We start from the raw sequence: 13,311 nt of genomic DNA, 5'->3' as shown, positions 1-13,311 counted from the left end.
TGGCCGCGGCGCTCAACTCGCCGCTGCCGGAGGTGCGCAAGTCCGCCTTCGAGCTGCTGGAGAAGCTGAGCCCGCCGGGCAGCCTGGAGCCGCTGCTGGCCGCGCTGGGCAGCGAGCACGCCGACCTGCGCGTGGGCGTGATTGAGCGCCTCGCGGGCGCCAACGACTCGCGCGTCACGGAGGCCTGGGCCGCGCGATGGGCAGCGAGCACGAGGACCTGCGGCTGCGCGCCGCGGAGCTCCTCGCGTTCCGGGGCGACGACCGGGCGGTGGAGGTGCTGGGCACCTTCCTGCGCTCGGACGACGCCGGCCGTGACCCGCCGTGCGCAGGAGGCCCTGGCCCGCCTGGGACCTCCGCCGCCGTGGCCGCGCTCGCCGCGCGCCTGTCGGTGGCCACGGAGATTCCGGAGCGCACGAAGCTGGTGGCCGCGCTGGGCCGCACGCACCGCGCGGACGCGCTGGACGTGCTCGCGCGCCAGAGCGTGGAGGACGAGGCCCCGTTCGTGCGCCTCGCGTGCGTGACGTCGGCGATGCAGCTCACCTGGCCGCCGGAGCAGGAGAAGCTGGACGAGGACGAGCGCGAGCTGAAGAAGCGCGACGCGGCGCTCGCGGTGCGCTTCCTGCGCGTGGCGGTGAAGAGCCAGGACCCGGAGGTCCGCAAGGCCGCCGCCCGCGAGCTGGAGCACGGCAAGAGCGAGGGCCAGGACGCGCTGCTCGTCCAGCTCTTCAGCGACCGCGACGTCACCGTGCGCGCGGCGGCCGTGGAGCACTACTCGAAGCGCGTGGTGGAAGAGGGCGCGGCGGTGGAGCCGCTGGAGGAGATCCTCCGCGCCGGAGCCCGGGAGCTGATGCTGCCCGCGGCGGAAGGCGTCGCGCACCAGCGTCGCGCCAGCGCCTGCGCCCCCTGCTGCTGTACGCGCGCGCCGGTGAGCCGCACGAGCGCGGCCGGGCCCTGCTCGCGCTGGGCACCCTGGGCGACGTGCGCGCCCTCTCCGAGTTGGAGACGGTGGCCAACGGCGGCACCCCGGACGCGCCCGCGGAAGAGGACATGGTCGTCGCGCCATCGAAGCGCTGGGGCGGCTCGCGAACCGGATGCCCGATGGCGAGGACCGCCGCCGCATCGAGGAGAAGGTCGAAGCCGCGGCCACGGATGGCAACGCCTCCCAGCGCCAGGAAGCCGGCGTGCGCGGTCTGCGCGCCCTGGGCGGAGAGCGCGCCCGGGTGAAGCTGGAGGCGATGCTCGCCGACAGCGACACCGACGACGACGTGCGCCGCACGGTGGCGGAGGAGCTGGGCAAGTTCGGAGACCCGGCCGCCGAATCCGCGCTGGCCGCCGCGCTGAACGAGGAGGACGACGACCTGCGCGCCGCCGCGCGCAAGGCGCTGGACGTGCTCTTCCCGAAGGAGCGCACGCGGGTGGAGTTCCTCGCGGTGCAGAGCGAGCACGAGGACATCTCCGAGCCCGCCGCCACCTACCTCGCGAGCGAAGGCGACCCGGCCCTGCTCGTGCCCCGCCTGGCCACGCTGGACAACGCGGAGCTGCGTCTCCGCCTGCGTCGAGGCCTCGCCCGCCGTGGCGCGCTGCCCGTGCCGGAGGTCATCGCCCTGTTCGGCCACGACAAGCCGGAGGCCCGCGAGGAGGCCATGCAGGCCGCGAAGGAAGAGGCCGAGTCCGCCAAGGAGCGCGTCCGCGAGGAGATCCGCAACTTCCGCGACAGCTTCAAGCACCAGAAGGGCAAGCGGGGCGCCCGGGACGTGGTGGCCCGCGGCCAGACCCTGGAGGTGAAGGAAGGCGAGTCCGTGGAGAGCGCCGTCTCCTACGGCGGCAACCTCATCGTGAAGGGCACCGTGGAGGACGACGCGGTCGCCTTCGGCGGCAACCTGGAGATCCATGGCCACGTGGAGGGAGACGCGCACGCTTTCGGCGGCAACGTCATCCTGGGGCCCGACGCGCGGATCGACGGCGACGTGTCCGCCTTCGGCGGCCGGGTGGAGAAGGCGCCAGGCGCCAGGGTGGAGGGCAGCCTGGAGTCCTTCGGCGGCGCGGGCCTGGGCCGCATGGTGGCGGGGGAGATCAAGCGCGGCATGCAGGACGTGCAGAACCACGACGGGCCGTCGGACGACTCGGACGGCGATGACGACCACGACAGCGGCGGCGGCCTGGCGTCGTTCATCCTCCAGTTCGCGCTCCTCTTCGGCCTGGGCTTCCTGGGGCAGATGTTCTTCCCCGCGCGCATGAAGGAGCTGGGTGATGAGATCCGCGCGAACCCCCGCCGCAACGCCTTCGTGGGCTTCGTCGGCGCGCTGGCCCTCATCCCGCTGACCGTCGTGCTGTGCGTCACGCTCGTGGGCATCCCGGTGGCCTTCGCCCTCCTGGTCGCCTCCATGGTGGGCACGGCGCTGGGCTACGCGGCCATCGCCAGCGAGCTGGGCACGCGGTTGCCGGTGCTGCGCGGACGCAAGACGCAGGCGGTGGTGCTCGCGCTGGGCCTGGGCCTCATCCTCCTGGTCAGCCACATCCCGGTGTTGGGCTTCCTGCTCAACCTCTTCCTCATCCCGCTGGCCTTCGGCTCGGTCATCCGCACCCGCTTCGGCTACCGCGGCGGCCGGGGCATGCCGGAGCCCATCTTCCCCCGGAACGAGCACCCGGTTTGACGCACCCGGCCTCACGGCCGCCCGGAATTGCCACGCCGCATCATGAAGCCCCGCTCCCGAGCGTACCGGGAGTGGGGCTTCTTCCTTCTCCAACAAGTCCCACGCTCGCGCGCCATCACCTGGGCTGTCGGGAGCGGGGGTTGCCGGTGGGCGTGCGGCCGTTGACAGGCTTTGACCGCCCCCGTCCGGTGCGCCATTTTGCGCGGCACCCATGCGACGCCTCCCAGACGCAACCCCGCGCGGCAGGGCCATCACCGTGGACCTCGAGGGCGAGAGCATCCCCGCCATCGAAGGCGAGCCGGTGGCGTGCTCCCTCATCGCCGCGGGCGAGAACGTCCTCTCCCGCTCCGTGAAGTACCACCGTCCGCGCGGGCCGTACTGCTTCGCCGCGGCCTGCTCGCACTGCCTCATGCGCGTGGACGGGCTGCCCAACGTCTACACCTGCCGCACCCCCGCGAAGGAGGGCATGCGGCTGGAGCGGCAGAACGCGTACCCGTCCGCGAAGGTGGACATCTTCGAGACCATCGACTGGTTCTTCCCCAAGCGCCTGGACCACCACGAGATGTTCGCGGGCGTGCCGGTGGCGGAGGACGTGATGGCGCGCGTGGCCCGGCAGCTGGCCGGCCTGGGCCTGTTGCCGAAGGAAGCGGGCCCGGAGCCCCTGCCCCCGCGCACCCTCCACACCTCCGTCGCGGTGGTGGGCGGCGGCGCGGCGGGCCTGGAGGCGGCGCGGGTGCTCGCGGGCCAGGGCGTGCCCTTCCTGCTCTTCGAGCGCGACGCGAGCCTGGGCGGACGGCTGGCCCACGGCGCCCCGGAGGACGGCGCGCCCTTCGTGCCGGAGGCCACCGCGTTCCCGCAGGGCAGCGTGGTGCGCAAGGCCACCGTCATCGGCCTGTACGACGACGAGCACGGCCGCTACCTGGCGGTCGCGTCCCAGGAGGCCGCGAACCTGCGGCTGCTCAAGGTCTACGCGAAGCGCTTCCTGCTCACGGTGGGCGGCCATCCCCCCACCCTCCCCTTCGAGAACAACGACCTGCCCGGCGTCATCGCGGGCCGCGCGGCCAGCCTGCTCCTGCGCCGCCACGACGTGGCGCCCCAGGTGGCGACGCTGGTGGGCCACGGCGCGGAGCTGCACGCGCTGGCGCACCTGTTCACCCAGCGCGGCGTGGAGGTGGCGGCGGTGGTGGACCTGAGGGGCCCGCTGCCCGCGAACGCGCACCCCAAGGCCGTCGTCGGTGACGGGCTCAAGGCGCACGGCCTGCGCGGCGTGACGGGCCTGAGCTTCACGCCCCAGGGCGGCCGCAAGCAGAAGGTGTCGTGCGACGCCGTCGTCGTGTCGGTGCCGGTGGCGCCGGGCTTCGAGCTGGCCCGCCAGGGCGGCGCGAAGGTGGAGTTCGACCCGGAGGCGGGCCACTTCCGCGTGGAGGCGGACGCGGACGGCCGCACGCAGGCGGCGGACGTGTTCGTCGCGGGCGACGTGGCGAAGGTCGGCACGGCGAAGGACGCCGCGGCCATGGGCGCCCGCGCGGCGCAGGCGCTGCTGGGAGGGCTGTCATGAGCAAGGCGCTCGTCTGCACCTGCGAGGACGTCACGGTCACGGACGTGGAGCACGCCATCGAGCGCGGCTACCACGACGTGGAGTCGGTGAAGCGCTACACGGGCTTCGGCACCGGCATCTGCCAGGGCAAGAGCTGCCACGCCGCGGTGGCGGCGCTGCTCAAGCAGAAGGCCCCGGCGCTCAAGCCGGAGGGCGTGGTGCCCTTCACGCCCCGCCCGCCGCTGTACCCCACGGAGCTGCGCCTTTTGGCCAGCGCGCCCGTGGACGAGGCCGTCCCGCCCATTGGCGGCGTGCCCCAGGAGCTGGAGCACTTCCCGGCCGCGCTGCGCCCCGAGGGGCCGGTGCCGCAGAAGGCGAAGGTGGTCATCATCGGCGGCGGCATCATGGGCCTGTCGCTGGCGTACAACCTGGCGCTGCGCGGGGAGACGGACGTCGTCGTGCTGGAGCGCGGCTACCTGTGCGCGGGCGCGTCCGGCCGCAACGGCGGCGGCGTGCGCATGCAGTGGGGCACCCCGGCGCTGATTGAGCTGGCCAAGCGCTCCATCGACCTGATGAAGGGCTTCGCGCGCGAGCTGGGCGTCAACGTGTGGCTGCGCCAGGGCGGCTACCTCTTCCTGGCCAAGCGCAAGGACACCGCGCACCGCCTGGATCGCAACGCCGCCCTGCACAACAGGTACGGCGTGCCCACGCGCATCATCACCGCGGACGAGGCGCGACAGATCGTCCCGGACCTCACGATGAAGGACTGCGTGACGGCGGCCTACAACCCGGAGGACGGCGTCATCTTCCCCTGGGCCTTCCTGTGGGGCTACGCGCAGGGCTGCGTGAAGCGCGGCGTGAAGGTGGAGACGTACACGAACGTCACCGGCTTCGAGACGAGCAACGGCCAGGTGCGCAAGGTGAAGACGGACCGGGGCGACATCGCCTGCGACACCGTCGTCCTCGCCTCCGGCGCGTGGAGCCCGGCGGTCGCGAAGCTGGCGGACGTGAAGCTGCCCAACGAGCCGCACCGCCACGAAATCCTCAGCACCGAACCGCTCAAGCCCTTCCTGTCGCCGCTGGTGTCGGTGCTCGACACGGGCCTGTACTTCAGCCAGTCCATGCGTGGCGAAATCGTGGGCGGCATGGGCGACCCGAAGGAGCCCACCGGCCCCAACATGGGCAGCACCCTGCGCTTCGTGTCGCGCTTCGCCCGCGCCCTCACGGAGCAGCTGCCGCACGTGGGCCAGGTGAAGGTGCTGCGCCAGTGGGGCGGCCTCTACGACGTCACCCCGGACAACAACCCCATCCTCGGGCGCACCCCGGGCCTGGACAACCTGCTCCAATTGTCCGGCTTCGTGGGCCACGGCTTCATGATGGCCCCCGCCGTCGCGGAGCGGATGGCGCAGTGGATGACCTCCGGCGCCTCCGACGAGCTCTTCACCCGCTTCAACCTCCGCCGCTTCGAGGAAGGCACCCTCGAGCGCGAGGACATGATCATCGGCTGAAGAATTCCGCCCGCCCCGCCCCTGTCTCCGCCTGGGACAGGGGCGGTCCCCGCATGTCCGCAAAAGCGGCACTCCCGGAAAATCACGCAAGCTCCCGGGATGGCTGGGGATTCGCCGGGGAACGTGACGTTTCTTTACAAACGCAACCGGGTTGCACGGAGCATCCACGCACCACCCGTGCGGGTGCGCGACGGCGGGCCTCCTCTGGGAGGCGCCGTGGCACGCCGCGTGCCTAGGCCTCCCGCGCCGCGCAATGCCGCGCGGGGGGAGAGTCAGTGATGGCCGCGAAGAAGCTCGTGGGTGCGATGCTGGTGATGGGCCTGACGGCGTGTGGCTCCGTGGAGCCCATGGACGTGCCGGACGCGGAGCCCCAGGAGGCGCTGGCGTCGCAGGAGTCCCACGTCATCGTGGGCACGCTGAACTGGGTGAGCGCCACGTCCCTGACGGGCACGCAGCGCACGAGGTCCCTGGCGGTGGGCTACCTCTCCATCCCGGCGGTGGGCAGCCGCTGCACGGCGTGGCTGGTGTCCAACGACGTCATCATCACCAACAACCACTGCATCGGCAGCAGCTCGGAGGCGGTGGGCGCGCGCGTGTCGTTCAACTACGAGGACGGCGTCTCGTCCGCGTCGCGCGTCTGGTACCCGTGCTCCACGTTCATCAAGACGTGGAGCGGTGACGACATGACGGCGCTGCGCTGCTCGGCCGTCAACGGGCAGCTGCCGGGCCAGGTGTACGGCTTCCTCTCCGTCTCCAGCACCAACGCGGCGACGGGCTCCGCCGTGTACGTCGTGAACCAGAACTGCGACTACTACACGACGTCGTCCTGCACGCCGACGAAGAAGTCCTCGCCGGGCAAGGTGCTCAACGGCAGCTACAGCACCACGGACATCTCCTACGACGCGGACACGCTGGGCGGCTCGTCCGGCTCGCCCGTCATCTCCACGTCCACGAACCAGGTGGTGGCGCTGCACCACATCGGCATCGGCGGCAACTCGCAGGGCCGCGGCACGGCCAACACCGGCGTGAAGGCCACGCGCGTGAAGGCGCGCCTCGCGGAGATCGGCCTGTAGGCCGTCACGTCACGTCGCGGAGGAGGGCTCCCCCCCGGCCAGCAGCACGGGCCGAGGGGGCGCACCCGCTCCGGGCCCGGACGGGTTCAAGAGCAGCGTCCGCTTGAGCCCGCCCAGCGCCAGCCGCCCCAGGCCCCGCTTGAAGGAGCGCGGCAGGAAGCGCAAGAGCCGCATCACCCAGCGGTGTCCCAGGCCCGGGTACACCAGCGCCTCGCCCCGCTCGAAGCCCTCCAGGGCCTCGCGGGCGCACTGGCGCAGGGACAGCTCGAAGAAGGGCGTCACCTCCCCTTCCAGGTGCGGCTCCAGCGCCAGCGGGCCCGCGGCCACGAAGGTGACGGGGATGGCCGCGTCCTTCAGCTCCAGGCGCAGGGACTCACTGAAGCCGTCCAGGAAGCGCTGCGTGGCGGCGAACGTCACCGCGCCCGGCAGGAACAGGCGCGCCGCGCCCGAGCCCACCATGAGGATGCCGCCCCGCCCGCGCTCCAGCATGGGCCCCAGCAGGCGGTGGGTGATCATGGCCGGGGCCAGCACGTTCGCCTGCACCAGCTCCTCGATGCGCCTCCAGCGCTCGTCCGCGTACAGCCCGCTGGAGGCGTAGTCCGCGTTGTTGATGAGCACGTCCACGCGGACGTAGTGGCGCTCCAGGTGTTCGAAGAGCGCGTCCACGGCGCGCGGATCATCCAGCCGGCAGGCGCGGATCATCACCCCCAGCGTTGGATTCCGGGCGAGCAGCTCCGCCCGCAGGGCCCCCAGGTCGTCCACGTCGCGCGCGACGAGCACCAGGGTCCTGACCCGGGGAGAGAGCAGCCGGGCAAGCTCGCGGCCGATGCCGCCAGCGGCGCCAATGATGAGCACGGTACCGTTGTCGATGGGAGGGCGCATATGGGGGCAGGACCTCGGACCAGAAGGTGCCCATGCGCGGGGGACCCTGCGCGCCCGCCCCGCCGCTCGGCCTCCCATGAACGCCCGCTTGCCCTCACGGCGAGTGGGCGTTACGCATGTCTTGTTCCCCCAGGAGGAGGACTCCCATGGCTGGCCCTTCACGCATCCTCGTGCCGGTGGACCTGAAGGACGGGTCCCGCTCCGTCGTGGACTACGCGCTGCAACTCGCCCGCCCCTTCGGCGCGACGGTGGACGTCATCCACGCGTGGGAGCCGCCGCAGTACGTGGCGCCGGATCTCCTGGTGGCCTCGCCCGGCTGGGACGCCACCGCCCTGGAGGCCATGGCGCGCGACACGGCCGGCAAGGATCTGGAGAAGCTCCTGCGCTCCGTGGACGGCAGCGCGCCGGTGGCGCTGTCCCACCGGGTGGTGATTGGTGAGGCGGGCAACGTGGTGCTGGAGGAGGCCGAGCGCGGGAAGTACGACCTCATCGTGATGGGCACGCACCAGCGCAAGGGGCTCACGCGCATGCTGCTGGGCAGCGTGGCGCAGAAGGTGGTGGGCCACGCGGCGTGCCCGGTGCTCACCCTGCACGTGACCACGGACTGACCGCGCCGCCCTGGGCTCTGGCGCCGGCTAGGGCTCCGCCCACTGGCGCAGGAGGTTGTGGTAGACGCCCGTGAGCATCACCAGCGCGGGGCTCCCGGGCACCTCGCGGGTGAGCTGCATGATGGACGTGTCCATGTCGAAGAGCAGCGAGCGCTGCCCCGCGTCGCGGATCATGCTCTGCACCCAGAAGAACGACGCCAGCCGCACGCCGCGCGTCACCGGCGTGACGTGGTGCAGGCTGGTGGACGGGTAGACGATGAGGTCCCCCGCGGGCAGCTTCGCCGAGTGGTTGCCGTAGGTGTCCTCCACCACCAGCTCACCGCCGTCGTAGCTGTCCGGGTCGCTCAAGAAGAGCGTGGCGGACACGTCCGTGCGGATGCGCTGGTTCGTGCCCAGCAGGGGCCGGATGGCGTTGTCCACGTGCGAGCCGAAGTCCATGCCCGGCTCGTAGCGGTTGAACAGCGGCGGGAAGACGCGCTGGGGCAGCACGGCGGAGATGAACAGCGGGCTCTTCTCCAGGCCGGCCAGCACCAGGTCCCCCAGCTCCCGCGCGGCGGGGCTGCCCTCGGGCAGCTGGAGGTTCTTCTTCACCTGCGCGGACTGCTTGCCGGCGGTGGCGCGGCCGTCCTCCCACGCCGCCTTCTGGAAGACGGCGCGGCAGTGGGCCACCTGCTCGGGCGTGAGGACATGCGGGATGTGCACCATCATGATGAACGTCCTCCTAGGCCCGGCAGATGAAGCGCGCGACTAGAACCGCACGTGCGCGGACAGCAGGGCGGAAACGCCCTCCGCCGGCACGGCCTGACCGCCGTAGTACGCGTCGTAGTAGAGCGTGTCGGTCAGGTTGTAGACGTTGAGCTGCAGGTCCACCTTCTTGAGGGTGTAGCTGGCGAACGCGTCGAAGCGCCAGGAGTTGGGGACCTTGTTGAGCACCACCGTCGCGTTGGCCGGGTTGTTCACCGTGGCCACGTCCTGGTAGGTGGCGCCGCCGCCCACGGACAGCGAGTCCAGGATGGCGTACGTGGTCCACAGCGACAGGCTGCGCTTGGGCGTGTTCACCAGGCGCTGGCCCTCCAGGAAGTCGTTGGTGTGCTCCTGGATGCTCGCGTCCAGGAACGTGTAGTTGGCGAAGACGTTCCAGCCGCGCACCGGCGAACCGGCGACGCCGACGGCGTAGCCCTGCACGCGCTGCTTGCCCTCCAGCACGACGGGCGGGCCGTCCGGCACGGAGCTGGGCACGCGCGCGTTCTTCTTGTTGGTGCGGAAGACGGCGGCGTTGACGCTCAGGCGCTCCGAGATGAGGTCGGACTTGGCGCCGATCTCGAAGGTCTCGTTCTTCTCCGGATCCAGCGTGACGGTGTCGTTGGACAGCGTGGCCAGCTCCGCGCTGGGGTTCGTGGACGTGCCGTACATGCCGTAGACGCTGGCGTTCTCCATGGGGTGGAGCACCAGGCCCAGGCGCCAGTTGAACAGGCTGTTCTCCTGCTCGAAGGCGGCGATGTCACCGGTCGCGGCCTTGGTCTCGTAGTCGCTGTGCAGGTTGTCCAGGCGCAGGGTGCCCAGCACCTCCACGTACCTGCCCACCTGGATCTGATCCGACGCGTACGCGCCCAGGTTCCACTGGCGGCTGTAGTTGGTGGCGCCCGGGACGCGCGTCACGCCGGACAGGTCCGGGCTGTTGTCCGGATCGAACAGGTCCGCCGGCAGGTTGACACCGTCCACGGGGAGGTTGACGCGGCCCTGCTCGCGCTGCTCGCGGGAGACGTCCAGGCCCACGTTGGCGTTGTGCTTGAGGAAGCCCGTGGTGAACGCGCCGCGCACGTCCAGCTGGTCCGCGAAGTAGGTGTTGTCCGTGCTCGTCTCGAAGCGCTGGCGGCCGATGGTGGTGGGCGCCGCGACGGGCGTCAGGCCGCGCGGCGCGGTGGGCCGGGCGAAGCGGCTCACGCCGCCGTAGCGCAGCGTGTTCGTCAGGCGGAAGGTGTCGCCCAGGTCCGCCAGCAGGCGCGCGGTGCCGATGTGCGCGTTCACCAGCTCCTTGTCGCTGTCCTTCACGCCGTAGAAGTTCTCGCGGGGCACGTCCAGGGTGACGGCGACGGGGTAGCCGTTGAAGTACGGCTGGCCGTAGTCCGGCACGCTGTCCTCGTGCTGGTAGAAGTAGTCCACCTCCAGGGCGACCTTCGGCGCCAGCTGGAAGCGCACGGACGGCGCGATGCCCGCCCGGTTCTCCGTGACGACGTCACGGCTGGCGACGCCCGCCAGCTGTCCCGCGGCGCTCACGCGGAACTGGATGCTGTCGGAGAGCTCCTCGTTGAGGTCCGCCTCGATGCGGCCGGACGGCGACGTGCCGCCCGACAGGCGCAGGTCCTGGAAGGAGCCCTTGCGCGCCTTCTTCGTCACCAGGTTGATGGCGCCGCCCGTGGAGCCGCGGCCGAACAGCACCGACGACGGGCCGAAGTAGACCTCCACGCCCTCCAGGTTGAACGTGTCGCGCGTGAACCAGCCCAGGTCGCGCACGCCGTCGCGCAGCGTGTCCGTCTGGGCGGAGAAGCCACGCAGCGAGAAGGAGTCACCCTGGCGGCCACCCTCGCCCGCCGTCACCGTGATGCCGGACACGTTGCGCAGGGCATCGCGCAGCGTCGTCGCCTGCTGCTCCTCCATCACGCGCTCCGGCACCACCGTGATGGTCTGCGGCGTGTCCACCAGCGGCCGGGGCACCCGGGTCAGGCTGGGCTCGGTGACGTTGTACTTCGCCGTCTCGCCCTCGACGGACACCTCCGGCAACACGTAGGCGTCGGCGTCATCCTGCGGGCCGGCCTGCGCCTCCATCGTCGCCGGGGCACCCGTGGTGGGCGCGGACTCCGGCGTGCGCTCCGGGGACGGCGCCTCCTGGCCCACGGTGGGCGTCTCCGCCGGCCGGGACTCCTGCGCCGGCGTGGACGTCTCCCCCGTCACCGGCGTCTCCTGCGCCACCGCACCACCCGCCGCCAGCGCGGAGGCGAGCCCCACGGCCGCCGGCCCCCAGGGCCAGAGCGCACCGCGCACGCCTCCAGGGTTGCCATTCGATGAGCGGATACCAGAACGACCGGGCTTGGCTGTGGACACGGGTCCCCTCGGGAAGGAGTGCTGCCTAATTGAGAATGATTCTCATATGCAGGACTGGGCCTGACGTTACAAGAAATTTCTTCCCGGGCGCGGACGGAACCTCCGCGACGGGCCGGTGTCGCGGCACTGCTTTGCATCAGCCAGACGAATGCCACACGCCGGTGGGTGGAAAAGCGAAGGCCCGGATCCGCTCTCGCGGTCCGGGCCCTGGGGCTGCTGCGGAGCCGTGTCTCAGGCGGCGTGCGTCTCCGACTCCGCGGCCGGAGGCGCCGCGACCGTGGGGGCCGCCGGGGCCTGGACGCGACGGCGCGGGACGAACCGCCGCCAGGAGAGCGCGTAGCCCGTGTACACGAGGAACACGGCGCCAAAGGACGCGAGCGCCGCGATGAGCTGGCCCAACCACCCGAAGGCCTCGCCGGTGTGGAGGAAGCGCAGCCACGTGCGCACCTTCCGGCCGCTGTTGAAGTCCGCGTAGGTCTCCGTCTTCAGGGGCTGCGTCGTGAAGGGATCCACCGACACCGTGTTGGTGGCGAAGAGCGGCCAGCGCTCCTGCTCGCGGACGGTGAAGGCGCTGGCCTGCGGGCCCTTCGCGCCGCCCGGCCCCCCGCGCCCTTCACCACGCGGAGCGCCCTCACCGCGTGGCGCACCTTCGCCACGGCCACCCTGGCCACCGGCGCCGGGAGGCGGGGCCAGCCGCAGGGTGATGGTCTCCCAGGCGTTGGCCTGCTTCATCACCGCCGCGAACTGCGCATCCAGCGGCTGGGGCTTCGTCCCCGGCGCGGGCGTGGGCACGGGTACGGGCGCCGCGGCCATGGGCCCCTGCGCCGTCGGCGGCTCATTGCCGGTGAGGGTGAAGATGAGGTTCGACGCCCAGCGGTACGAAATCACCGCGCCGGAGGCCGTCAGCACCACCAGCACCGGCAGCGACCAGAAGCCGATGACGTTGTGCCAGTTGAAGTCGCGCGCCTTGCCCTTGAGGCCCCGGCGGAACCACAGCGTGGGCCGCATGGAGCGCAGCGTCCACTTGCGCGGCCACCACAGGAACAGGCCTGTGATGCCCAGGAACAGGAACGCCAGGTTGCTCACGCCCGTGACGGCCTTGCCCACGGCGCGGTTGTCGCCAGAGGCCGCCAGCCACCGGTGCAGCTCCTCCATCGTGTGGAAGAACGCGCGCCAGCCCTGCGCGCCCTGCTCGCGCACCTCGCCGGTGTAGGGATGGACGTAGACCGCGGCGCCGCGGCCCAGCGCCACCGTCACCATCCGGTCCGCCTCCGGGGACACCGTCACGCCAGAAGGCTGCGCGGCCGGCTTCGCCTCCTTCGCCTTCGCGATCATCTCCTCCAGCGTCAGCCGGGGAGTCCCCTGCGCGGCAGGCGCCGCGTGGCGCGCGTCACGGTCCGCCCAGTCGATGATCTGCGACTCGAACGCGATCGCCGCGCCGGTGAACGACATCACCGCGACGACGAGCCCCACGACGAGGCCGGACACCAGGTGGATCCAGAAGAGAACCGAGCGGAGCTTGGGATTCATGAAGGCGTCTGCGCGACTGCGAAGGGACTACCTGAGGGCGAACTTCACGGGGATCACGACCTTCACGCGCACCGGCGCGCCGTCGTGTCCCAGGGCCGGAGAGAACCGCCAGCCCGCCACGGACCCGAGCGCGGCCTCGTCCAGCCCGGGCACCGAGCGCTGGATGCGGGGCGAGCCGGGCTCCACCGAGCCGTCCGTGCCAATGACCACCATCACCATCACCACGCCGGTGATGCCGTCCTCGCGCGCGCGGCGCGGATACTCCGGCTTGCCGGACAGCAGCACCGGCAGCTTCATCACCTCGCGCGGCGAATAGATGGGCGGCGCCCTGCCCTGCCCACCGAGCTTGCCGCCCACCAGCCCGCCCACCACGCCCCCGACGACGCCACCCACCGCGCCGCTCCGGCCACGCCCAGG

At 71.8% G+C, this 13,311-nt stretch carries 11 protein-coding genes; 5 read left to right on the top strand and 6 right to left on the bottom strand.

Going from position 1 to position 13,311, the window contains the following annotated elements:
• On the bottom strand, window positions 1-877 hold an 877-nt coding region (locus ACLEQD_RS23030), incomplete at its 3' end, for a hypothetical protein (RefSeq protein ID WP_410386771.1).
• Window positions 878-1,091: 214 nt separating this feature from the next.
• Between ACLEQD_RS23030 and ACLEQD_RS23025 the strand changes: the two genes are divergently transcribed.
• The 4 genes from ACLEQD_RS23025 to ACLEQD_RS23010 all read left to right on the top strand — a co-directional run bounded on the left by ACLEQD_RS23025 (window position 1,092) and on the right by ACLEQD_RS23010 (window position 6,772).
• The gene (locus tag ACLEQD_RS23025; protein WP_410386769.1) at window positions 1,092-2,654 is read left to right on the top strand and encodes a HEAT repeat domain-containing protein; all 1,563 of its coding nucleotides are present in this window, start codon (window positions 1,092-1,094) and stop codon (window positions 2,652-2,654) included.
• 211 nt (window positions 2,655-2,865) lie between these two features.
• The gene (locus tag ACLEQD_RS23020; RefSeq protein ID WP_410386767.1) at window positions 2,866-4,212 is read left to right on the top strand and encodes a 2Fe-2S iron-sulfur cluster-binding protein; all 1,347 of its coding nucleotides are present in this window, start codon (window positions 2,866-2,868) and stop codon (window positions 4,210-4,212) included.
• Window positions 4,209-5,699: an FAD-dependent oxidoreductase gene (locus tag ACLEQD_RS23015; RefSeq protein WP_410386766.1), complete on the top strand. Its 1,491-nt coding sequence runs from the start codon at window positions 4,209-4,211 to the stop codon at window positions 5,697-5,699. Before ACLEQD_RS23020 ends, ACLEQD_RS23015 begins: the two co-directional genes overlap by 4 nt.
• Window positions 5,700-5,977: 278 nt before the next feature.
• On the top strand, window positions 5,978-6,772 hold the full coding sequence (locus ACLEQD_RS23010) for a trypsin-like serine peptidase (protein ID WP_410386764.1): 795 nt from the start codon (window positions 5,978-5,980) through the stop codon (window positions 6,770-6,772).
• A gap of 9 nt (window positions 6,773-6,781) precedes the next feature.
• Here ACLEQD_RS23010 and ACLEQD_RS23005 read toward each other — a convergent pair whose 3' ends face one another.
• A complete protein-coding gene (locus tag ACLEQD_RS23005; RefSeq protein WP_410386762.1) occupies window positions 6,782-7,654 on the bottom strand; it encodes an SDR family NAD(P)-dependent oxidoreductase in 873 nt (290 codons plus the stop codon).
• A 146-nt stretch (window positions 7,655-7,800) separates the two neighbouring features.
• Between ACLEQD_RS23005 and ACLEQD_RS23000 the strand changes: the two genes are divergently transcribed.
• A complete protein-coding gene (locus ACLEQD_RS23000; protein ID WP_410386760.1) occupies window positions 7,801-8,262 on the top strand; it encodes a universal stress protein in 462 nt (153 codons plus the stop codon).
• 27 nt (window positions 8,263-8,289) lie between these two features.
• Here the strand turns inward: ACLEQD_RS23000 and ACLEQD_RS22995 are convergent, their stop codons facing one another.
• The 4 genes from ACLEQD_RS22995 to ACLEQD_RS22980 form a co-directional block, all read right to left on the bottom strand.
• Window positions 8,290-8,970 carry a Fe2+-dependent dioxygenase gene (locus tag ACLEQD_RS22995; protein WP_410386758.1) on the bottom strand — a complete coding sequence of 227 codons (681 nt, stop codon included), beginning with the start codon at window positions 8,968-8,970 and terminating at the stop codon, window positions 8,290-8,292.
• A gap of 39 nt (window positions 8,971-9,009) precedes the next feature.
• Window positions 9,010-11,304 carry a TonB-dependent siderophore receptor gene (locus ACLEQD_RS22990; RefSeq protein WP_410386756.1) on the bottom strand — a complete coding sequence of 765 codons (2,295 nt, stop codon included), beginning with the start codon at window positions 11,302-11,304 and terminating at the stop codon, window positions 9,010-9,012.
• Between the two features lie 291 nt (window positions 11,305-11,595).
• Window positions 11,596-12,894, bottom strand: coding sequence for a PepSY-associated TM helix domain-containing protein (locus tag ACLEQD_RS22985; protein WP_410386753.1), 1,299 nt, complete (start codon window positions 12,892-12,894; stop codon window positions 11,596-11,598).
• A 27-nt stretch (window positions 12,895-12,921) separates the two neighbouring features.
• A partial coding sequence (locus ACLEQD_RS22980) for a TonB family protein (protein WP_410386752.1) occupies window positions 12,922-13,311 on the bottom strand: 390 nt, incomplete at its 5' end.

The sequence above is a fragment of the Corallococcus sp. 4LFB genome (assembly GCF_046520365.1).
In the GTDB taxonomy this organism is placed as follows: domain Bacteria; phylum Myxococcota; class Myxococcia; order Myxococcales; family Myxococcaceae; genus Corallococcus; species Corallococcus caeni.
This window is presented reverse-complemented; position numbering and strand designations above follow the sequence as displayed.